The organism is Mesorhizobium sp. J428 (assembly GCF_024699925.1).
Classification (GTDB): Bacteria; Pseudomonadota; Alphaproteobacteria; order Rhizobiales; family Rhizobiaceae; genus Mesorhizobium_A.
The window spans coordinates 4285105-4305624 of record NZ_JAJOMX010000001.1; the positions used below are offsets into that span (position 1 = coordinate 4285105).

Annotated in this window: 17 protein-coding genes and 1 pseudogene; 5 read left to right on the forward strand and 13 right to left on the reverse strand. The window is 64.5% G+C overall.

The window, feature by feature from the left end:
• Positions 1-29: 29 nt before the first annotated feature.
• The gene (locus LRS09_RS21515; RefSeq protein WP_257808942.1) at positions 30-1271 is read right to left on the reverse strand and encodes an MFS transporter; all 1242 of its coding nucleotides are present in this window, start codon (positions 1269-1271) and stop codon (positions 30-32) included.
• Positions 1272-1372: 101 nt separating this feature from the next.
• Positions 1373-2143 (reverse strand): NAD(P)-binding domain-containing protein, encoded by a 771-nt coding sequence (locus tag LRS09_RS21520; protein WP_257808943.1) that lies wholly within the window; start codon positions 2141-2143, stop codon positions 1373-1375.
• A gap of 459 nt (positions 2144-2602) precedes the next feature.
• Between LRS09_RS21520 and aspS the strand changes: the two genes are divergently transcribed.
• Complete coding sequence (aspS, locus tag LRS09_RS21525) at positions 2603-4390, forward strand: aspartate--tRNA ligase (protein WP_257808944.1); 1788 nt, start codon at positions 2603-2605, stop codon at positions 4388-4390.
• Between the two features lie 49 nt (positions 4391-4439).
• On the opposite strand, the gene LRS09_RS21530 is transcribed toward aspS, so the two are convergent.
• Positions 4440-4808 carry a DsrE family protein gene (locus LRS09_RS21530; RefSeq protein WP_257808945.1) on the reverse strand — a complete coding sequence of 123 codons (369 nt, stop codon included), beginning with the start codon at positions 4806-4808 and terminating at the stop codon, positions 4440-4442.
• A gap of 177 nt (positions 4809-4985) precedes the next feature.
• On the opposite strand from LRS09_RS21530, the gene LRS09_RS21535 reads away from it, so the two are divergent.
• Positions 4986-5858: an AraC family transcriptional regulator gene (locus tag LRS09_RS21535; RefSeq protein WP_308240326.1), complete on the forward strand. Its 873-nt coding sequence runs from the start codon at positions 4986-4988 to the stop codon at positions 5856-5858.
• Between the two features lie 9 nt (positions 5859-5867).
• On the opposite strand, the pseudogene LRS09_RS21540 reads toward LRS09_RS21535, so the two are convergent.
• Positions 5868-7842 (reverse strand): annotated as a pseudogene (locus LRS09_RS21540) (heavy metal translocating P-type ATPase).
• A 131-nt stretch (positions 7843-7973) separates the two neighbouring features.
• On the opposite strand from LRS09_RS21540, the gene LRS09_RS21545 reads away from it, so the two are divergent.
• Positions 7974-9263: an MgtC/SapB family protein gene (locus LRS09_RS21545; RefSeq protein WP_257808946.1), complete on the forward strand. Its 1290-nt coding sequence runs from the start codon at positions 7974-7976 to the stop codon at positions 9261-9263.
• 12 nt (positions 9264-9275) lie between these two features.
• Here LRS09_RS21545 and LRS09_RS21550 read toward each other — a convergent pair whose 3' ends face one another.
• Positions 9276-9722 (reverse strand): MarR family winged helix-turn-helix transcriptional regulator, encoded by a 447-nt coding sequence (locus LRS09_RS21550; protein ID WP_257808947.1) that lies wholly within the window; start codon positions 9720-9722, stop codon positions 9276-9278.
• Positions 9723-9822: 100 nt separating this feature from the next.
• Between LRS09_RS21550 and LRS09_RS21555 the strand changes: the two genes are divergently transcribed.
• The gene (locus LRS09_RS21555; RefSeq protein WP_257808948.1) at positions 9823-10251 is read left to right on the forward strand and encodes an organic hydroperoxide resistance protein; all 429 of its coding nucleotides are present in this window, start codon (positions 9823-9825) and stop codon (positions 10249-10251) included.
• Between the two features lie 203 nt (positions 10252-10454).
• Here the strand turns inward: LRS09_RS21555 and LRS09_RS21560 are convergent, their stop codons facing one another.
• Entirely contained in the window at positions 10455-11654 is a 1200-nt protein-coding gene (locus tag LRS09_RS21560) for a hypothetical protein (protein WP_257808949.1), read from the reverse strand.
• A 198-nt stretch (positions 11655-11852) separates the two neighbouring features.
• Here LRS09_RS21560 and parC point away from each other — a divergent pair, with 198 nt between their 5' ends.
• A complete protein-coding gene (gene parC, locus LRS09_RS21565; protein WP_257808950.1) occupies positions 11853-14132 on the forward strand; it encodes a DNA topoisomerase IV subunit A in 2280 nt (759 codons plus the stop codon).
• On the opposite strand, the gene LRS09_RS21570 is transcribed toward parC, so the two are convergent.
• From LRS09_RS21570 to LRS09_RS21600, 7 genes are all read right to left on the reverse strand, one after another.
• Positions 14129-14617, reverse strand: coding sequence for a Rid family hydrolase (locus LRS09_RS21570; protein ID WP_257808951.1), 489 nt, complete (start codon positions 14615-14617; stop codon positions 14129-14131). The two genes, parC and LRS09_RS21570, sit on opposite strands and share 4 nt — an antisense overlap.
• A gap of 272 nt (positions 14618-14889) precedes the next feature.
• On the reverse strand, positions 14890-15783 hold the full coding sequence (locus LRS09_RS21575) for a DMT family transporter (RefSeq protein ID WP_257808952.1): 894 nt from the start codon (positions 15781-15783) through the stop codon (positions 14890-14892).
• Positions 15784-15813: 30 nt separating this feature from the next.
• On the reverse strand, positions 15814-16572 hold the full coding sequence (locus LRS09_RS21580; RefSeq protein ID WP_257808953.1) for an arginyltransferase: 759 nt from the start codon (positions 16570-16572) through the stop codon (positions 15814-15816).
• Between the two features lie 115 nt (positions 16573-16687).
• Positions 16688-17812 carry a hypothetical protein gene (locus tag LRS09_RS21585; RefSeq protein WP_257808954.1) on the reverse strand — a complete coding sequence of 375 codons (1125 nt, stop codon included), beginning with the start codon at positions 17810-17812 and terminating at the stop codon, positions 16688-16690.
• Positions 17809-18795, reverse strand: coding sequence for a hypothetical protein (locus LRS09_RS21590; RefSeq protein WP_257808955.1), 987 nt, complete (start codon positions 18793-18795; stop codon positions 17809-17811). Before LRS09_RS21590 ends, LRS09_RS21585 begins: the two co-directional genes overlap by 4 nt.
• A gap of 10 nt (positions 18796-18805) precedes the next feature.
• Complete coding sequence (locus LRS09_RS21595) at positions 18806-19852, reverse strand: zinc dependent phospholipase C family protein (protein ID WP_257808956.1); 1047 nt, start codon at positions 19850-19852, stop codon at positions 18806-18808.
• A gap of 107 nt (positions 19853-19959) precedes the next feature.
• Positions 19960-20430, reverse strand: coding sequence for an RDD family protein (locus tag LRS09_RS21600; protein WP_257808957.1), 471 nt, complete (start codon positions 20428-20430; stop codon positions 19960-19962).
• Positions 20431-20520: the final 90 nt, after the last annotated feature.

The following is a 20520-nucleotide window of genomic DNA, read 5'->3' on the forward strand; positions in this document are numbered from 1 at the left end:
GCCCGGGGCCGTTTCGTCAAGCATGGCGGTCAGTCCTCGTCCCTTTTGCGCCGCTGCGGCCGGCCGGCGAGGCGCGCAAAGATGGTCGAGGTGCGCAGCAGAGCGATGAAGCGGCCGCGACGCTCGGCCGGCACGCCGGACCTGGCCTGCATGCGGTAGAGCACGATGAAGATGAAGACCAGATAGACCGAGGCGTTGAACATGAAGAGGGCGTTCGGTCCGAAACTCTCCATCGTCCAGGAAGCGGCGACCGGACCGCCGATGGCGCCGACGGAGTAGAACAGCATCAGCGCCGCGTTGAGCATGACATATTCCGACGGGCCAGCGCGGTCGTTGGCATGGGCGGCGCAGAGCGAGAACATCGGCATTGCGAACGAACCGAAGACGAAGACGTAGACGAAATTAGCCAGCGGCGTCGTGCCGGCAAGGAAGGCCAGCGCCAGCGCCGCGATCATCGCGCCCGCAGAGGTGGTCAGGATAACCGACCGGCGGTCCCAGCGGTCGGAAAGATAGCCGAGCGGATATTGCACCAGCGCGCCGCCGATGATGCCGGCGCTGACGAAGGTGACGACGTCTGCCACCGACATGCCGATCTGCTCGGCATAGACCGGCGACAGCGTGCGGAAGGAACTGTTGGTCACGCCCACCGCAATGCAGCCGATCGCGGCGAGCGGCGAGATTGCCCAAGATCGCTTGAGATCGAGCTTCACGTTTTCAGGCGGCTTGGGGTTGGAGCGGTCGCCGAGGCAGACGGGCACAAGCGACAGGGTCGTCATGATCGACATCAGCGCGAAGATCGCGAAGCCCTCGATGCCGATTATGGGAATCAAGAACTGCGCGCCGGTGACCGAGCCGATATCGACGACCCGATAGATCGCCAGCACCCGGGCGCGGTTCTCGTTCGACACGCCGGCATGCAGCCAGGCCTCCATCACCGTAAACAGCCCGGCGAAGGCGAAGCCGTTGACGAAACGCACGCCAGCCCAGACGAACGGGTTGATGAACAGGATGAGGACCAGCGCGCCGACCGACGCGATTGCCGCCAGCGTGGCGAACGACCGCACATGGCCGATCTCCTTCATCATCGGCGTGATCGTGAAACAGCCGATGAGGAAGCCGGCGAAATAGGTGGTGCCGATAAAGCCGATCGTGGCCGGCGAAAAGCCCTCTTGCGCGCCACGCAGCGCGATCAGCGTGCCTTGCAGCCCGTTGCCGCCGAGCAAGATGCCGGCTGCGAGCAGAAGCGGGATAAGGGGCCGGATGGAGGACAAGGCGACTCGCGGTGACGTAACGTCCCTCTATATGTCCAGTAACATCGGCAGGCCATGCTCAGCCACGGCCGGGACATGGTCCAGAAGCGTCGTCGCAGCCGCTACTTCAGTTGGGTGCGAGAGAGTTGTTGCACAGCATCGAGCGCAAGGCCCGGTTCGGCGAACCAATTGCGCCCGGCGAGATAGTCGCGTGTGCGTTCGTTGAGGCCGCCCTTGGTTTCGTGCTCTCCGGCAAGCTCGGCCAGCGTCTTCGGCGAACGCAGCGCCGTCTCTGAGAGGCCGGAGAAGATGGAGCGGGTATAGAGATTGGCAGCTTCCGGCGCGACGCCGCGGCCTTCAAGCCATCCCGCCAGCGCGACCTGGAGGTCGAGGAACGAAGACATGAAGCCGCTGACGCCGCCCATGGCGACGAGCTCGGCTTCCGACGCCGGCAGGACAACATCCCCCATCCCGTCGATCAGGTCGAGGACGTCAGGCACGCGCGGATAATGGATCACTGGTCCTTTGCGCATGGCGATGGCCGGCAGCGGCAGCACCCGGCAAACGGTGGCGGTGGGCGCGATCGCTTCGAGTTCCGGAACTGACAGACCGGTCACGAAGGAGCAGAGGATTTGGCCGGGACGGAATTCTATCCCGCGCAGGGCCTTTTCGACCTGCGCTGGGCGCATCGCCAGGAAGACGATGTCGCTGTCGCGCGACACCTCCGCATTCGAGGCCGCACGGCTGACCGTCTCGAAGCGCGCTGCAAGCGCTTCGGACAGGTGCTCGGATCTAGGCGAGACCAGGATCGAGTTGCGACGACCACCGGCAACCAATCCTTCGATAAAGGCTGCGGTGATCGCGCCCGTCCCGATAAAACCGAGCGTCTTCATGCGCGGGCCTCCGCGCCAGTCAGTTTGGAGAGGGGGCGGCGGCAACGTTCGATCTTCGACAAGATGTTATGACGCTTGGCAAGAACGATGCCTTTGAAAACCCGGGCAAGCGCCATTCTCCACTCTCTCTATTGTCTGTCGATTGCCGTGCTGAAGTCCCGGCGTGGCCTATCACATAGGGCAGGGCATGCCCAGTTTATCCCTTGCTCATTGCTGCTGCTTCGCAGGCGCGCGAGACCCCGCGCTGTGAGGTGGGACCTGCGGCTCATACCACGTGGCGGGGATATTTGCTCATCGGCCGGCTCCGACCTTCGCCCGCTGGTCTCTTTCGCAGTGGCTGCGGCCCCGCTCCCTGAAGCGGCTTCGGCTTGACAAAACGCCCCTTTGATGCGCTTTTCCCGCGACTTTTCGGGCCGCTTCGGCGGGGCCGCGCCTCACTCCCTGGACTGGATTTTCGCCATGCATCGCTACCGCAGCCACACCTGCGCCGCCCTCCGCAAGTCGGATGTCGGCGGCACTGTCCGCCTTTCGGGCTGGGTGCATCGCGTGCGCGATCATGGTGGGCTGCTGTTCATCGACCTGCGTGACCATTACGGCATGACGCAGATCGTCGCCGACCCGGATTCGCCAGCCTTCAAGACTGCCGAGACCGTGCGCGGCGAATGGGTGATCCGTGTCGACGGCGAGGTGAAGGCACGCGCCGACGAGGTGGTGAACAAGAACCTGCCGACCGGCGAGATCGAGGTGTTCGCACGCGAGATCGAGGTCTTGTCGGCCGCGAAGGAATTGCCGCTGCCGGTGTTCGGCGAGCCGGACTATCCGGAGGACATTCGTCTCAAGTATCGCTTCCTCGACCTGCGCCGCGATACGCTGCACCGGAACATCGTTCAGCGCACGAAGATCATCGCCGAGATGCGCAAGCGCATGGGCGAGGCGGGTTTCACCGAATATTCGACGCCTATCCTCACTGCCTCGTCGCCGGAAGGCGCGCGCGACTTCCTCGTGCCGAGCCGCATCCATCCCGGCACCTTCTATGCGCTGCCGCAGGCGCCGCAGCAGTACAAGCAGCTGATCATGATGAGCGGCTTCGACCGCTATTTCCAGATCGCGCCCTGCTTCCGCGACGAGGATCCGCGCGCCGACCGCCTGCCGGGCGAGTTCTACCAGCTCGACCTGGAGATGAGCTTCGTCACGCAGGAAGACGTGTTCGAGACGATGGAGCCGGTGATGCGCGGGGTCTTCGAGACGTTCGCCGACGGCAAGCCGGTGACGCAGAAATTCCGCCGCATCGCCTATGACGACGCGATCCGCACCTATGGCACCGACAAGCCGGACCTGCGCAATCCGATCGAGATGCAGGATGTATCCGACCACTTCCGCGGCTCGGGCTTCAAGGTCTTCGCCGGCATCCTCGCCAATGACGCGAAGGCGCAGGTGTGGGCGATCCCGGCCAAGACGGGCGGCTCGCGCGCGTTTGCCGACCGCATGAACTCCTGGGCGCAGGGCGAAGGCCAGCCCGGCCTTGGCTATATCTTCTGGCGCATGGAAGGCGAAAAGCTGGAAGGCGCCGGGCCGATCGCGAAGAATATCGGCGAAGAGCGGACCGAGGCACTGCGCCAGCAGCTCGGCCTCGACGCCGGCGATGCGGTGTTCTTTGCCGCTGGCGATCCTGCGAAGTTTTACAAGTTCGCGGGTGATGCGCGCACGCGTGTCGGCGAGGAGCTCAACCTTGTCGACCGCGAGCGCTTCGAACTGTGCTGGATCGTCGATTTCCCGTTCTTCGAGTGGAACGAGGACGAGAAGAAGATCGACTTCGCCCACAACCCGTTCTCGATGCCGCAGGGCGGCATCGATGCGCTGAACGGGCAGGAGCCTCTCGGCATCAAGGCGTTCCAGTACGACATGGTTTGCAACGGTTTCGAGATCGCGTCGGGAGGCATCCGCAACCATCTGCCGGAGACGATGGTCAAGGCGTTCGAGATGGTCGGCCTCACGCGTGAAACGGTCGAGGAGCGCTTTGGCGGCCTCTACCGTGCCTTCCAATACGGCGCGCCGCCGCATGGCGGCATGGCGGCCGGCGTCGATCGCGTAGTCATGCTTCTCGTGGGCGCGAAGAACCTGCGCGAGATCACCATGTTCCCGATGAACCAGCAGGCTTACGACCTGCTGATGAACGCGCCGTCTGAAGTGTCGTCGGGCCAGCTCAACGAGCTAGGCCTCAGGGTAATGCCGAAGAAGAAGGACTGAGGGGCAGCCGGCCGACCACTCTGGAGCGCCGGCCGGGGCCCCGACGGCCTCAGAACGAGAGGGTCGCGGCACCCGCCTTGATTTCGGCGTGCATGACGCTGGCGCCGGCGATGATGACGCCGTCGATCAGATCGGACTGCTCGTATCCCCGAGACTTCACGCAGGGAGGACAGGCCCAGATCACGCCGCCGCGCGCGAGGAAGTCCTTGATAAGCGTTGCCAATGGATCGAGCGGCGGGACGTGCGTCATCGTCGCGCCGTTCCTGCGGACGAGGTCGATCGCGGAACTCGTCAGGAAGATGAAGACCTTCAGGCCCGCGGTGATGCCACCGTTGGCGATGGTGAAGGCCACCGAGGACAGCTCGGAATCGATGCCTCGGGTGACTAGCACCACGAGTTTGTCGGTCGTATCAGCCATGTTAATCTCCTTGCTTGAGAGCTGTGGACCGATCCTCGAACAAAGATGGCGGTGCGTCTTTGGCCGGAACGCCGAAAGCCTTGGCCGAAATCCCGAACGCGCCGGCAGGCGTGGGCGATCTTTTGTCCGAAGCGCTGCGCCGTGTGCGGATCACCGGCTCGATGCAGCATCTGCTTCATGCCGGAAGGCAATTGGGAGACCGACGCGACGCCGGCCTCCTACAAGCCGGCTGACTCGATCGGCTTCCATATCATGGCCAGGGGATCGTGCTGGTTGGAGTTCGAGGGCCGCGAGTCGATCCTTGAAGAAGGAGACATCGCTGCGTTTCCGTTCGGTACGCCGCATCGTCTGGGCGTCGGGACGGGTGGGCGGCTGATCGACCCGGGCGCCGACCTGCCGCCCAAGCCGTGGCGCGAGATTCCGATGCTGCGCTATCGCGAGCGCGGGGAGCCGGTGCGCATCCTGTGCGGCTACATACAGTGCGAAGCTGCCAACTTCGCACCGTTCCGCCAGGCGCTGCCGAAATACATCCATGTCCGCACCATTGGCTCGCAGGACGGAGACTGGCTGGCAGGAGCCATCGTGCAGATCGTTGCCGAGGTTGACAAACCACAGCGCGGCGGCACGTCCATGCTGGAGCGGTTGACGGAGGTTGCGTTCATGGAGGTGCTGCGCCGCCAATTTCTGCGTGACGACGGTGTGGAGACGGGCTGGCTGGCGGCGGTGCGCGATCCGATTCTGGGTCGCTGCCTCACTCTGCTCCATGGCGATCCGCGGCGGGATTGGACCGCCGAAACGCTGGCACGCGAGGCAGGCCTCTCGCGTAGCGCGCTTGCTGGCCGCTTCGCGGCCGTGCTCGGAACGTCGCCGATCCGTTATCTTCGCGACTGGCGCCTCTATCTGGCAAGCATCGACCTGAAGCTGATGGGCAAGCCGGTCGGCCTAGTCGCCCATGAGGCTGGATATGGCGCGGAGGCGGCCTTCAACCGCGCTTTTGCCCGGCGCTTCGGCATTCCGCCGGCCGAATGGCGCCGCGGCGCGGTGAAGTAAGGCTGATCGTCAGGCCGTGGCTTCCGACAGTTTGCCGGCGGGTTCGGCCTTCGCTTTGCCGCTCAGGTCGCGCCGGATCGGGTCGGTGAGCAGCCTGAGCCCGTTCAGCACCACGAGCACGGTGCCGCCCTCATGGCCGATGACAGCGATCGGCAGCGGCAGTTCAAAGAACAGCACGCCGGTAACGAGCACTGCCATCGCGCCCATGGCGAAGGTCAGGTTCTGGCGGATGAGCGCGCGCGGTACGGCGGGCGAGCCGATGGGCGTCGGCCAACCGCTCCATGTCCTCGGCAAGCAGCGCCACGTCGGCGGCCTGCAGAGCCACGTCCGAGCCGGCGGCGCCCATGGCGATGCCGACATCGGCGCGGGCAAGGGCAGCCGCATCGTTGACGCCGTCGCCGACGAACGCGATCTTGGCGGAGGCTGCGAGTTGCGCGACCTCATTCACCTTGTGCTCCGGCAGCATCTCCGCATGGATCTCCTCCGGCCTGAAGCCGAGTTCCCTGCCGATCCGGAGCGCGACCGGACGCCGGTCGCCGGTCATCATCACGATGGCACGGACACCATCCCGGCGCAGCATATCCACGGCCGCGCGCGAGCTGTCGCGCACCTCGTCGGCAACGGTGACGGCCCCGAGCGTGGTCGATCCGCGCCCGGCATAAATCACCGTCTGCGTGCCGTCGGCGAGCGCCTTCAGGGCAGGGTGGTCGATACCCGCTCCCATGCGCTCTGCCATCCGGAGGTTGCCGGCCCAAAGCTGCGTTCCATCGTGGCGGCCGACGATACCAGCGCTTGGAAGGGTCGTGACATCAGCGACGGGGAGCGGATCGAGGCCCCTTTCCGCCAGCTCGCTGCGCAAGGCCGCGGCGATGTGATGTTCGGACTGCGCTTCCAGCCCGCCCAGGAGGCGCAGGAAATCGTTGTTCGAACCATCCAGCGCGACCACGCCGGTGACGGCGGCGCGGCCCGTGGTCAGTGTGCCGGTCTTGTCGAAGGCGAAGGTGTCGACGGCGGCGAGTGTCTCCAGCGTAGCGCCGCCCTTGAACAGCACGCCGCCGCGCGCGGCCGCCGAAAGGGCGGAGAGAATCGCGGCGGGGACCGAGATGACGATCGCGCAGGGGCTTGCTGCAACCAGCAGCGTCGCAGCACGGTAGAGTGCGTCGTAGCGGCCGTAGCCCAGCCAGAGGAACGCGACGAAGGCGAGGATGGAACCGACCAGCACGGCCACTGTGTAGCGCTGGCCGAACCACGCGCTGAACCGCTCGGAGGGCGCCTTGGCCGCTTGCGCTTCCGTTACCAGCGCGATCATGCGCGCGACCGTGCTGTCGGCGACCGCCTTCGCCACGGTGACGTCGAGCACGCCGTCGAGATTGACCGTCGCCTCGAACACCTGCGCGCCGACCTGCTTGGCCACCGGCATGGATTCGCCGGTGATGTTGGATTCGTCGAGCGCGCCGCGACCCGCCAGGATGATGCCGTCAGCCGGGACCCGAGCGCCGGGGCGCAGCACGACCACGTCGCCGATAGTCAGTGCGGCCGACGGGATCTCCTCCACGGTGCCGTCCGGGCGCTTGCGCAGCGCCGTCTCCGGACGCAGCGCCATCAGCGCCTCGATCGCACGCCGGGCGCGGCCCAGCGCTCGTTCCTCCAGGGTCGAGGAAATGCTGAACAACGTCAGAAGCACGGCACCTTCGAGCGTAGCACCGACGACCGCCGCGGCGACGGCCGCGACGACCATCAGAAGGTCGATGTCGAGGACGCGCTCGCCGACCAGCTCGACCAGCGCACGCCACGCAGTCGGAATGCCGCCGGCTGCGAAGGCGAGGGCGGATCCTGCCAGAAGGAGCATCTCGCCGGTTTCGCCAGCAATGAGCCACTCGCCCGCCATGGCGACCAGAAGCCCGAGAACCGTCAGAGCCGTCAGCCAGACCGAAAGATCCTTGAGAATCGGACTCTGCACGTCGCCTGCTTCCTCGGTTGGCATGTCGGAACCGCGACAGTAGGCAGTCCGGCGCGCACAAGCCAGCCTGCTCGGACGCGACAGCGGGCCGCGCCCGGGGATGATGCTGGCGCGATCGCCGCGAAGGGCGTAATCGGGGCAGGGGAGGCCCGACCGTGCTTGCAATATTCAGTGCCGACACGACGATCGCGAGGCTGGCGCTTGCACTGGCAATCGGTCTGCTCGTCGGGCTGGAGCGCGGCTGGCGTGAGCGCGAAGAGCCCGCCGGGAGCCGCACGGCCGGTATCCGCACCTATGGCGCAACTGGGCTGCTGGGTGGGGCCATGGCCGCGCTCGCTTCGGCGCTGTCCGCGCCATCGATTCTCGTTGCAGGATTCATCGGCTTCGGAGCGATCTTCGGCTGGTTCAAATACAAGGAGGGCCAGCACGATCATGATTTCAGCGTAACCGGCGTCGTAGCGGCGCTGCTCGTCTTCGCGCTCGGCGCGCTCGCTGTGGTCGGGGACTATCGTGTCGCGGCGGCGGGCGGCGCGATCCTCGCCGGGTTGCTGGCAAGTCGAGAGACGCTGCACGGCGCACTGAAGAAGCTCACCTGGCTGGAACTGCGCTCGGCGATCGTGCTCGCGGTGATGACCGCCGTCGTCCTGCCGCTGTTGCCTGACCGCACCGTTGACCCTTGGGGCGGGTTCAATCCCTGGGAGGTCTGGTTCTTCACCGTGCTGACGGCGGCGATCTCCTTTATGGGCTACGTCGCCGTGCGCCTGCTCGGATCGGCGCGCGGCCTGCTCGTGAGCGGCCTCGCCGGAGCCGTCGTGTCCTCGACAGCCGTCACCGTCGCAATGGCGCGGACGGCGAGGAGCGCGGCAAGTGTCAGGCCGCTCGTCGGTGCATGCTGCCTCGCGGCTATGATCTCGATCTTGCGGGTGAGCGGCATCGTGGCGATCATCGAGCCTCGCGTGCTGCCGGCGATGATGCCGGAGGCCGTTGCCGCCGCCGTCTGCTTCGCGGCCTTCGGCCTCGTTTTCCTATTCCGCGGCAATGGCGACGCGGCTTCGGCGGAGACGCCCAAGAACCCGTTTGATCTGACGGCACTATTGCTGTTTGCGCTGCTGTTCGCCGTGGTCTCAACCGCGAGCGCCGCCGTCGTCGGACAGTTCGGCTCGAGCAGCCTCATCGCGACGTCGGCGCTGTCGGGAACGTTCGACGTCGACGTGTCGGTGTTGAGCGCGTTGCGGCTTTTCGACCAGGGGATCACGTCCGCCACAATCGGCCAGGCGGTGTTGGCGGCGCTCGCGGCCAATGCGATGGGCAGGCTGGGTCTTGCGATCGCTGCCGGACCGGCTTCCTTCTGGCTTCCCTATCTGGTCGCCACTCTCGTGGTGGCGGCAGTCGGCTTCGCGGTCTATCTCGCACCGATCGACAGGTTGCTGCCGATCCCGTCCTGACAGGCAGCAGGATCAGGCGTCGCTGGCCGAAGCATCCAGCCGGTCGCGCAGGTCGAGCAGTTCGGCACGCAGGCGGTCCGCCGTTTCGCGGGTGAGGCCCGTGCCTGTCGCGACGCTGAGCGGGACCGACATCGCTTTCTCGCGCAACGCACGCCCCTCGGGCGTGAGCATGATCTGCACCTGCCGCTCGTCGTCTTCATCGCGCCGGCGCCTCACCAGTCCGCGCGCCTCGAGCCGCTTGATGAGCGGCGTGATCGTGCCGGAATCAAGGAAGAGGCGGCTACCGAGCGTGTTGACGGTGATGTCGTCGCCCTCCCACAGCACGATCAGCACGAGATATTGCGGATAGGTAAGGCCGAGCGCGTCGAGCCTGGGCTTGTAGAAGCGCGTGAAGGCATGGCCGGTCGCGTAGATGGCGAAGCACAGCATGGAATCGAGCCGGATCGGTTCGGTGCTCATGGAAAACTCCCTCACGTCGTCGTGAAGCATATAGCGCAAAAATAGATTGTGCACAATTTAATTGTGCGATATCGATAGGCGGTCACCAAGGAGAAAGACAATGATCAAGCAAGCCCTCTACACCGCCCATGCGAGCACCACCGGCGGCCGCACCGGAACCAGCGCGACCGACGATGGCCGCCTTTCCATCACGCTCGACACGCCAAAGGCGCTGGGCGGAAATGACGGTCCGGGCACAAATCCCGAACAGCTTTTCGCGGCCGGATACTCGGCCTGCTTCCTCGGCGCGCTGAAGGCGGTCGGACGTGGCGAGAAGGTGAAGATTCCGGACGATACGACCATCGACGCATCCGTAAGCATCGGCGAGCGGACCGAGGGCCCTGGCTACGGCATCGCTGTCGCCATGACGGTCACGCTGCCGGGCTTCGAGCACGACAAGGCTGTCGAACTGGTCGCGAAGGCACACCAGGTCTGCCCCTATTCCAACGCGACGCGCGGCAATATCGAGGTCGAGTTTACGGTGGCGTAGCGGCCGAAGGGGGACGATGAGATGGCATAACCACGCCGCTCGTCGCCGTCGTCCCCCTCACCGCCGCGCCTCGTTCGGCGCCTCTCCCCTCTGGAGGAGGGGGTCGAGCGCCGACGCAGTTCTTCTCCCCTTGGGGAGAAGGTGGCCGCGAAGCAGCCGGATAAGGGATCTTTCGCGGATGCGCTGCTCGGGCGGACCGACGTCTACTCTTCCTCGGCGTCCTCGTTGGCGGTGACGGTGATGCCGAGCTCGTCAGGAATGTTCTGCGGCGCCGACATCGCGCTCATTCCGACTGACATGAACGGAACCGGCTGCGCGGGTTCGGCGCTGATTTCGATGCTCTTCGGATCCTGGATGAACTTAGCCACCTCGCCTGCCACCTGCTTGGCGAATTCCGGCTTCACATACTGACCGATAGCGGCCGGAATCATTGCCTCCGCCATCTTGGCAAGATCTGTCCTTTTCATCTTCTGCATGCCGCCAGCGAGATCGAGCGCGCGACCTGCGAGCGTGTTGTCATCGTAGCGGATCGAAGCGCCGCCGAAGGAGAGCTGCTGCATCAGGCCCATCGCCGCCATGCCGGCGGAGGCCTTCTGCTCCTCGGTTGCGTTGGCGAGGTTCTTCTGCATCTCGCGGGCGGCCTTGAGGAAGTCTTCGGTGTAGCCGGAGACGTCGATCGTGAAACCGACCGTGCCGGCATTGTCGACCGTGAAATCCATCTGTTCAAGCGACATGTTGCCATCGTCAAGCGTCCAGGATCCCGCCATCTCGAACGTGCCCTTGGGCTGGGTGAGGCCGAGCGCCGTGAGCATGGCCAGCGTCTGAGGGTCGCCTGTGCCGCTTAGATCGGCGCTGAATGCGTCGGCCGTGCCGGTGAATTCGTAGGATCTGCCGTCGTCGGCACGCTCCAGCGAGTAGTTCAGGCCCGACATGGTGAAGAGCTGCTTGCCGTCCTTTTCGACCTTGACCGTGTCGACGTCGAGCGAATCGAAAAAGCCGGACTGGCTGACGATGTCGGTCGATGTGGGCGACGGCAGCACCGCCCCCGAGATCGACAGACCGTCGAGCGTAACCGTGGCGCCTTCGCTGACAGTCGAATAGGTCGGCATGGACAGTGTCTCGACAACGTAGTCGCCATTGTCGGCTTCCTCGACGCCTTCGAAGGTAATGTCGCCGAGATTGGCCGGCGGGATCTCGGCATTGCCCTTCACGGTCGCGCCGCGCATCACGATCGCGCCGCCCATCTCCTCGACCGACGACCATGACAGTGTCGCGCCCTGGCCAGCGACCAATTCCTTGAAGCGGTTGGCGACGTCCTGCGGCTCGACGGCGTGCGCGGCCGAAAGTGCCGTAAGGGAAACCGAGGAAGCTAGAAGGAAAGTGGCAAACGACCGGGCAAGCATGGAAAACCTCCGTGATGGCTCGCAGACAGGATGGTCGAGCCGGATAGGGACGCGGGACAGTTGCGGCGGAGCGGGTCGAAATTGTGGCGCGCCGCTCCCGCAGCAGGCCCTGACGAATCGGAAACTCATAATCGCACCGCCCCGTCTTTGTCGAGAGCGGGTCTTGAAGCGAATCAGCGGCTCACTTAGTCCGAAACCATGGGAAAAAGCGTGAATCCGCCCGGATCCGACGGCGGCGACGACAATATAGAGAGCGTTGACCTGAAGAAGGCGCTGGAAGAGCGCTATCTCGCCTATGCGCTCTCCACGATCATGCATCGCGCCCTGCCGGACGTGCGCGACGGGCTGAAGCCGGTGCACCGACGCATCATGCATGCGATGCGGCTCTTGAGGCTGGAGCCCGGCCAGCGCTTCTCGAAGTCTGCAGCGATTGTCGGCGACGTGATGGGTAAGTTCCATCCGCACGGCGACCAGTCGATCTACGACGCGCTGGTGCGTCTCGCGCAGGATTTCGCCGTCCGCTATCCCTTGGTCGACGGGCAGGGCAATTTCGGAAATATCGACGGCGATAGCGCCGCCGCCATGCGCTACACCGAAGCGCGCATGACCGAGGCCGCGACCGAGCTGCTGGAGGGCATCACCGAGGATGCAGTCGACTTCCGCCCGACCTACAACGAGGAGAATGAGGAGCCGGTCGTCCTGCCGGGCGCTTTCCCGAACCTGCTCGCCAACGGCTCGTCCGGCATTGCCGTCGGAATGGCCACCTCGATCCCGCCGCACAACGCCTACGAACTCTGCAACGCGGCACTCTTGCTGATCTCACAGCCGGACGCGTCTGTCGCCGACCTGATGTCCAAGAGCCCGGAGGATGGGCTGATCCAGGGACCGGATTTCCCGACCGGCGGCGTCATCGTCGACAACCGCGCCTCGATTCTCGACGCCTACGAGACCGGGCGCGGTGGTTTCCGTGTCCGCGCACGCTGGACGCAGGAGGACCAGGGCAGGGGAACCTGGGTGATCGTCGTCACCGAAATCCCCTATCAGGTGCAGAAGTCGAAGCTGATCGAAAAGATCGCCGACCTGCTGATCAACCGCAAGCTGCCGCTGCTGGACGACGTGCGCGACGAAAGCACGGAGGATGTCCGCGTCGTGCTGGTGCCGAAGAGCCGCACTGTCGATCCGGCGCTCCTGATGGAGTCGCTCTTCAAGCTCAGCGAGCTTGAGGTGCGCATCCCGCTGAACATGAACGTGCTGACGCGCGGCAAGGTGCCGAACGTGCTGTCGCTCAAGAGCGCGCTGCAGGAATGGCTCGAGCACCGCAAGGAGGTGCTGGTGCGCCGCTCCAGACACCGCCTCGGCGAGATCGAGCGGCGGCTCGAGATTCTGGGCGGCTATCTCATCGCCTATCTGAACATCGACGAGGTGATCCGCATCATCCGCGAGGAGGATGAGCCGAAGGCCGTGATGATGGCGCGTTGGAGCCTCACCGACGTCCAGGCCGAGGCCATCCTCAACTTGCGCCTGCGCGCCCTGCGCAAGCTGGAGGAGTTCGAGATCCGCAAGGAGTTCGACGGGCTGACGGCGGAGAAGGGGCAGATCGAGGATCTGCTCGCGTCGCCTTCGAAGCAATGGAAGGCGGTGCGCTGGCAGGTCGAGCAGACGCGCGACCGCTACTCTCCCGAGAAGAATCCGGAGCTCGGGCCGCGCCGCACCACCTTTGCCGATGCGCCGGACCATGACGTGGCCGACATCCATCAGGCGATGATCGAGAAGGAGTCGGTGACGGTGGTCGTCTCGGAGAAGGGCTGGCTGCGCGCCATGAAGGGCCATCTCGCCGACTTCTCGACGCTCGCCTTCAAGGAGGGCGACAAGCTAAAGCTCGCCTTCCATGCGCAGACGACCGACAAGGTCATCCTCTTCACCACCGGCGGCAAGTTCTACACCATCGGCGCCGACCGGTTGCCGGGCGGCAGGGGACATGGCGAACCGGTGCGCATTATCGTCGACATGGAGAACGACCAGGACATCGTCACTGCCTTCGTCCACGATCCGCAGCGCAAGCTCCTGGTGGCAAGCCATGAGGGCTACGGCTTTATGGTGCCCGAGGCTGAGGTCGTTGCCAACACCCGCAAGGGCAAGCAGGTGATGAACGTCAAGACGCCTGACGAGGCCGCGCGCCTTGTCTTCGTCGAAGGCGACCATGTCGCGATCATCGGCGAGAATCGCAAGATGCTGGTTTTCCCGCTGGAGCAGGTGCCCGAAATGGCGCGTGGCAAGGGCGTTCGCTTGCAGCGCTACAAGGATGGTGGTGTGTCCGACATGAAGACCTTCGCGCTTGCCACGGGGCTTTCCTGGCAGGATTCCGCCGACAGGACCTTCAGCCGGTCGAAGGACGAACTCGCCGAGTGGATCGGCGACCGCGCGAGCGCGGGGCGCATGGTACCGAAGGGGTTCCCAAAGACTGGGAAGTTCGGCTAGCTCCCGGTCGGATCCACCGCCACCGCCCTCAACTCCACCAGTCCGCCCGGCACGATCAGTTCCGCGACCCCGACCGCCGTCCAGGCAGGGTAGGGCTCTTTAAGGTAGTGGGCCCAGACCTTCATGAAGGCTTCCATGTGGGCCGAGATGCCGACATGGTAGGAGGTGATCTCGACGATGTCGCTTAGGTCCGCGCCGCCTTCGCGCAGGATGTTGCGCAGCGTCTCGAAGGCGACGGCGAATTGGGCTTGCGGATCGCGCACGGCCTCCAGCGTCGCGAGACCCGCGTTGCCTGTTGCTGTGGTGGAGGAAGCGCCCGCAAAGGCCTGTGATGATTCGCTTCCCAGCCATGACGGGGTTTCGCCGCCGGGGCTGACGCCGACAATGCCGCAGACATGGATGAAACCGTTGGCAGCGACCGCGGGCGCATAGCGCCACTGCTCGTAGACGCCCTTTAGAGCTTCGGGAACGATGGTGCGGCGCATGCGGGCCTCCGGCAGCGTTTCATGCATCGTCGCTGGCGGACTGTGGCGACGATTCTCAAGAAACATCTCTGCCCCATCCGTTCGCATTTCGGAACATCGCTATCGACTGCCGAAAGCCGATTGGGTGTACAGCCGGCCCAACGCCAGCATCATGCTCGCGACGTTTCTGCATGTCTCTCCGACCGGGTCGTGCTTCAAAGGTCCCGATCTCGGTCCGTGGAATGCCGCGGCTGATCGATGCGAGACGGCTGCGCATCGAGGCCTGAGAGCTTCTAGAGCGGAAGCTGCTCTGGCAGGCCTCTCCGCCGCCGCCCGTCAAGAAGTTGCCAGAGCGAGTGTAGTACCAGCGCAACGACAAGGATCGCGCCGCCGAAAAGGCTGTTTGTCGTTGGCCGTTCCGAGAAGATCAGCCAGACCCAGACGGGCGCCAACACGGTCTCCAGCAGGTAGAACATCGCAACTTCGCCGCCTGGAATATAGCGCGGCGCGGTGCCGAGGCAGAAGAAGGCGAGCGGCATCATGATGACGCCGTTGAGGATGATCCACCAAGGCGCATCGATCCGGTAGCCGCCCTCGGCGACGAAGGCGAAGGCGATGATCGCCGGGAACAGCACGCCGACCAGCGGCGTGAACCCCATCTCGCTCTCACTCGCCCGCGTAACAGTGATCGCAGAGGCGATGAAGAAGGCCGAGGACAATGCCATGAAGTCGCCGAACAGATTGCCGGTGCCGATCGAGTCCCAGACGATGATGACGACGCCGACGATCATCGCCGCCATGGCGAGCATGGTGGCCGGACGCATCCGCTCCCCGAGGCACACCCAGGCGAGAAGCGCCGAGAACATCGGATTGAAGGCGAGGATAAAGACGACATTCGCGGTCGAGGTAGAATAGACGGAGGCGATGAAGGTGATCGAGCCGAGGCCGTAGAGCGTGGCAACTGCAAGGCCCGACAAGCCTGGAACGAGCGAGGGCACCTTGGGTGTGAAGGCGCGCCAGACGAGCCAGATCGTGATCGCCGCCAGGAATGTGGCTGCGCTGCGCACGCCAAGTATCGACCAGGCCTCGCCCTCTGACAGGCGGATGAGCGGGATGTCGGAGGTGAGGGCCAGTCCGCCGACGGCGGCGAGCGCGATACCTTTTGCTTGCTCGGAATGGATCGTCACTGGGGGCTCCGGTCAGTGGCCGGAGAGGCCTCAGTCGGAAGGGGCGACGTAGCGTTCCCAGCCCTTGGGACCCAGATGCTCCTGCGGCGTGAAGCGGACCTTATAGTCCATCTTGCGCGAGCCGTTGACCCAGTAGCCGAGATAGACATGGGGCAGGCCCATGGCGCGGGTGCGGGCAATATGGTCGAGGATCATGAAGGTGCCGAGCGACCGGTCGACGAGCTCGGGATTGTAGTAGGAATAGACCATCGAAACGCCGTCGGCCATCTTGTCGGTCAGCGCGACGGCGATCAGCTCGCCGTGGCCCTTTCCGGTGATGAAGGAATCCGGGCCGCGCTTGCGGTATTCGATGATTTTTGTGTCGACATGCGTATCCTCGACCATCATCGCATAATCGAGCACGGTCATGTCGGACATGCCGCCGCGACGGTGCCGTGAGTCCAGGTAGGAGCGGAACAGGGAATACTGCTCGGTCGACGGCTCTGCGTCGTGCATGGCGCCGATCAGGTCGGAGTTGCGCTGGATCACCTTGCGCATGTTGCGGGTGAGCGTGAACTCGTTGGCGAGGATGCGCACCGAGACGCAGGCACGGCAGCTTTCGCAGGCCGGCCGGTAGGCAATGTTCTGCGACCGGCGGAAGCCGCCCTGGGTGAGCAGGTCGTTCATCTCCGGAGCCCTGTCGCCGACGAGATGCGTGAAGACCTTCCGCTCGTACTGTCCGTCGAGATAGGGGCAGGGCGACGGCGCGGTGAGGAAGAACTGCGGCGACTGTGTTTGATGCTGCGTCATGGCGATCGAAAGCAAAGCATTTGCACACAGAGTTGTGCGACAAACGCCCCGAACGCAACAGAAAAACGCGCTGCCCGGCTATCAGGGCAGCGCGCATCTCATTCGTTCGATCGCCTCAGCCTCTAAGCACCAGCGTCACGCCGCCGACGGTCTCGCCGAGCGCCGAGGTGAGCGACAGGTGCGCCGCCGTGATCATGCCGGGCTTGAGGCCGAATTCGGCGGTCTTGAAGACAAGCGTGTCGCGGGTGGCGAAGGCGCCCATGTGACGCCGCTCCCGGAACAGGTCGCGGAACTGGCGGCGATGCGCCTTGCCGGCGGCGATCAGGTTCAGTGCGTCGGCAAGCCGGCCGGTCATTTCCTTCTGCTGACCGAGGTCGGGACCCTTGCCCGAACCGAACAGCGACACGCCGCCATCGCCAGGCTTGAGGGTAAGTTCGGTCTCTCCGCCGATGCGCTCGAACGTTGCCGTCCTGGCGAGCGTCGCGGCGAACTTCTCGCCGTCGATAAACTCGTTCTCGGCGAACAGCGGCAGTCCGGCCGTGGCGATTTCGCGCAGCGTCGCGGCACGGAAACTCAGCCGTCCCTCGAAATTGGGCTGCCGCACTATGTTGAAGGAGAAGGGCGCTGCTTGCGCGACGATGTTGATATTGAGCTGCGCGACATGCCGGTCGACCACGGGACTGAGATTGGTGTCGTCGACGGGAATGTCATAAGGCAGGAAAGAGAAGGCCCGCACGATCAGGCACTTGTGTCCGGCCTGACTGGAGGAGGGCAGGAAAGGGATGCGCGTGCGTGCCACGCCCAGCCCCGAAACCCAGGTAGATGAAATGCCGAGCGGCGTGGCGTAGCGCGTGTCGAAGCCGATCGTCGGATCGGTGAGGAAATATTCGACGTTCGCCGACGGCACCGGCAGGTCGCCGCGATTGTGGATTTCGCACTCGATCTCATAGGGGCTGCCAGCGCTGATCGTGTTTGGGTCCCCGCCGCCGACGGGACGCACCTTGATCGCAGGCGAGATCCAGAACGGGATGTTCGCAGGCATCGGCCTTGCGCCGAGGTCGCCGCCGTAAGACTTGATGAGCAGGAAGGAACTCGGCTCAAAGTCCGGAGGCGGCTTTCCTTCCTCCTTGCCTCCCTTGAAGGCCTCTTCGTAGACCTTGCGGGTCTGCTCGCGCAGTTCCTTGCCGCGCGCGTCGATTTCACGGATCGCCTTCTCGGCGTCGATGATCTGGCTGTTCATGTCGTTCCGCCTTTGCCGACGATCTGGAGTCTTACGGTCTGATCGTGCGCGTTGGCGACGTCTCCGTCGTCCTTCGGCTGCACCACGATGCGATCCGGCGTGTTGTCCTCGTCCCAGGGCTGCTTCCAGGCGAGGTAGCCGTAGCCGCGGTCGGAATCGAGGTTGAAGTCCGGTATCCGGCCGCCCCGCAGCCAGCGGGAATAGAGATCCTCGGTCAGCGTCAGTGCATTGCCGAGCGGCGCATCGTTCTTCTCGTGCACACCGCCCGAGATCAGCTTCTGCATGACCTCCTCATGATGCGCGGGATCGTGCTGGTAAGCCTCCAGCAGGTCGTCGATGACGCTGGGGTCCGTCTGCAGTGGTCCCCAGGCGTACCAGTCGCTGTGCTTGCCAAGATAAGTGTCGGGCGCGACGGGTGCAGGGTTGCGTTCACCGTGCGATGCGGCGCCGTCGGCCGATTGCAGCTTGAGCGGGTAGGTGAGGTGGATCTCGGGCGTCGCGAAAGTGGCGCTCTCATGCCAGCGTAGCAGTGGCATGTCGGCCTTGAGCGTCGCGGCGCTGCGGAAGGTCGAATCCTGGATCGACGGATCCTTGAACTGGTTGAACACCGGCTCGTTGATGCTCTCAGTCAGCGGCAGCGCCAGTCCGTTCAGGGCGACGCCCAGACGGAAATACTGGTAGGCGGCGTAGACCTGCTCATAGACGAGGCTAATCAGGTATTTGATGCCCGCGCCGGTGATGACGGTGAGCATACCGAGGATGAAGTCGACCAGCGCGAGAGCTGCGGCCACGGCGGCGATGAGCAGCGCGGCAAGGAAGGCAAGGATGCCGAGTATGCCGCCTGAGCCGGCTGTGTCCGCCGCGTCGGACAGGTAGTCGGCGATGCCCTCGGCGTTCTCCATCGCCTGCTCGTAGACATCGGCCACTTCACCGGAAAACGAGTAGGGTTTCGGCGCCGGTATGGTGCCGCTTTCCGTCGTCATCCGCCAGAACTTACCAGAGGCGGAACGAGACCTTTACATCGTCGGCGGTGAGGGCCCCGCCGAAATCCGGCCCGCCGGGTGCGCTTTCGTCGACCGCATGGGTCGAGTTGATCGTGCTGGCGATGAATTCGGCGAGCTCATCCGGGATCACGCCGTCGGGCGGCGGCAGCGGGTTTTCGGCGCCGACCGGCGTGACTATCCCGGCATATTTGAAGTTGTAGAGCGCATGGATCTGCGACCGGCCGAGATCCTTCAGCGCCGAGTTGGTGTAGAGGTGGTAGTTAAAGACGTCCTGGAAATTCTCCGCGACGCGGTGGCGCTGGCCGTGCGAGCGGTAAGGGCCGCCGCTGTTGAGATTGACATAGGCATGACCGACCGTGTCGGCGGCGACGTGCGTGAGGTGCCCGATCGCATAGAGATGCAGCGGAGAATCGAGCGCGCTCGAATTGAGCAGGGCCTGCGCATATTGCCCTGTCTTGCGGTAGTGCAAGGCATCGAAGTACCACCATTCCTCACCGTCGAAATCACCCCACTGGCCGGTCAGAATGTTCTTCGTCCGCACGCCGTCGCGATAGGGATGGCTCAACTGATTGAACGGGTTGATGAGGTCGGTGATGTAGGTCTTCGCAGCTTCCTGAAGCGAGGCCTTCAACCCTTCCAGGATCTGCTTCATTTCGCCGATCGTGCCCTCCAGCCAGGAGAGCGTGGCGGACGACTGGATCACCTGGTCCTTCGCGTCGCCGAGCGCATCGATGACCGCGATGACTTCGTCGGGCACCAGGCCGAGCAGGTCTTTCTTCACGCCGTCGATGAAATCCGAGAGGGCCAGCACCTTGTTGACGATGAAGTCGAGCGCTGGCGGCCAGTCGCGGGTGTTGAAGAAGAAGAAGTCCGGCCCTTGCGCGCCCAGGAACAGGTAGGCCTGGTTGAGCGGGTTGGCGAGCAGCGTCTGAAGCTTCTCGTAGTCCTCGTCGGAGAGTTCCCCAAGACCGCGCTTCTGCTCGATGAGGGCCTTAAGGCGCTCGGCGATCATATGGTGCATCGCCGTTCCCGGCATGAATGACCTCCTCGGGCACCGTATCCGGCGCCGGTATTACCGCCCCAAGGGGGAAGGTAACGTGGAAGGCCTGTCGGGAACGTGACGCAGTTAACACTGCGGCGGAATCAGACGTCGTCGCGAACCACGACGGTTCCAAGCAGCAGGTCGTGCACCGTACGCTTGCGGTCGAGGAAGAGCGTCGCCAGCAGGATCAGCGGCGACAGGATCGCATTGCCAGCCCAGAACAGAACCGTATGGACGATCGCGAGCAGGCCGTCGATAGGGCGGCCGTCGAGCCGTTCAAGATGGACGCCCATCATCCGCATGCCCACGGTCGCCTGGTTGCGCCCGCCGAGCGTCATCGCCACGTAGCCGAGTGCCACCAACGGCCCGAGGATACCGAAGAGCATCCAGCCGAGACCGAGGGTAAGGACACCGAAGAGGGCAACGACGATCGCCACGGGAATCATCAGAAGTCCGATCAGGATGTAGTCGATGACGAAGGCGAGCACGCGCTTGGTGCGCACGCCATCATAGGCTCGGACATCGTCCAGCCTGCTGCCGATAATCTCGCCGTCGAGAATGCGGGTGCTCATCGTCTTCCTTCTCTCGCGCGGCATGGTTGCCGCGTGAGTGACAGGTGGGAAATGTCACGCAGGATTCAAGGTTTGCGTGCGATCCTGCTT

Excerpts from the sequence above, each read along its gene's own strand:
- LRS09_RS21520 (WP_257808943.1), bottom strand. The coding sequence starts at position 2,143 with ATGAAGACGCTCGGTTTTATCGGGACGGGCGCGATCACCGCAGCCTTT.
- aspS (WP_257808944.1), top strand. The coding sequence starts at position 2,603 with ATGCATCGCTACCGCAGCCACACCTGCGCCGCCCTCCGCAAGTCGGAT.
- LRS09_RS21530 (WP_257808945.1), bottom strand. The coding sequence starts at position 4,808 with ATGGCTGATACGACCGACAAACTCGTGGTGCTAGTCACCCGAGGCATC.
- LRS09_RS21535 (WP_308240326.1), top strand. The coding sequence starts at position 4,986 with ATGCCGGAAGGCAATTGGGAGACCGACGCGACGCCGGCCTCCTACAAG.
- LRS09_RS21550 (WP_257808947.1), bottom strand. The coding sequence starts at position 9,722 with ATGAGCACCGAACCGATCCGGCTCGATTCCATGCTGTGCTTCGCCATC.
- LRS09_RS21555 (WP_257808948.1), top strand. The coding sequence starts at position 9,823 with ATGATCAAGCAAGCCCTCTACACCGCCCATGCGAGCACCACCGGCGGC.
- LRS09_RS21560 (WP_257808949.1), bottom strand. The coding sequence starts at position 11,654 with ATGCTTGCCCGGTCGTTTGCCACTTTCCTTCTAGCTTCCTCGGTTTCC.
- parC (WP_257808950.1), top strand. The coding sequence starts at position 11,853 with ATGGGAAAAAGCGTGAATCCGCCCGGATCCGACGGCGGCGACGACAAT.
- LRS09_RS21570 (WP_257808951.1), bottom strand. The coding sequence starts at position 14,617 with ATGCGCCGCACCATCGTTCCCGAAGCTCTAAAGGGCGTCTACGAGCAG.
- LRS09_RS21580 (WP_257808953.1), bottom strand. The coding sequence starts at position 16,572 with ATGACGCAGCATCAAACACAGTCGCCGCAGTTCTTCCTCACCGCGCCG.
- LRS09_RS21585 (WP_257808954.1), bottom strand. The coding sequence starts at position 17,812 with ATGAACAGCCAGATCATCGACGCCGAGAAGGCGATCCGTGAAATCGAC.
- LRS09_RS21590 (WP_257808955.1), bottom strand. The coding sequence starts at position 18,795 with ATGACGACGGAAAGCGGCACCATACCGGCGCCGAAACCCTACTCGTTT.
- LRS09_RS21595 (WP_257808956.1), bottom strand. The coding sequence starts at position 19,852 with ATGCCGGGAACGGCGATGCACCATATGATCGCCGAGCGCCTTAAGGCC.
- LRS09_RS21600 (WP_257808957.1), bottom strand. The coding sequence starts at position 20,430 with ATGAGCACCCGCATTCTCGACGGCGAGATTATCGGCAGCAGGCTGGAC.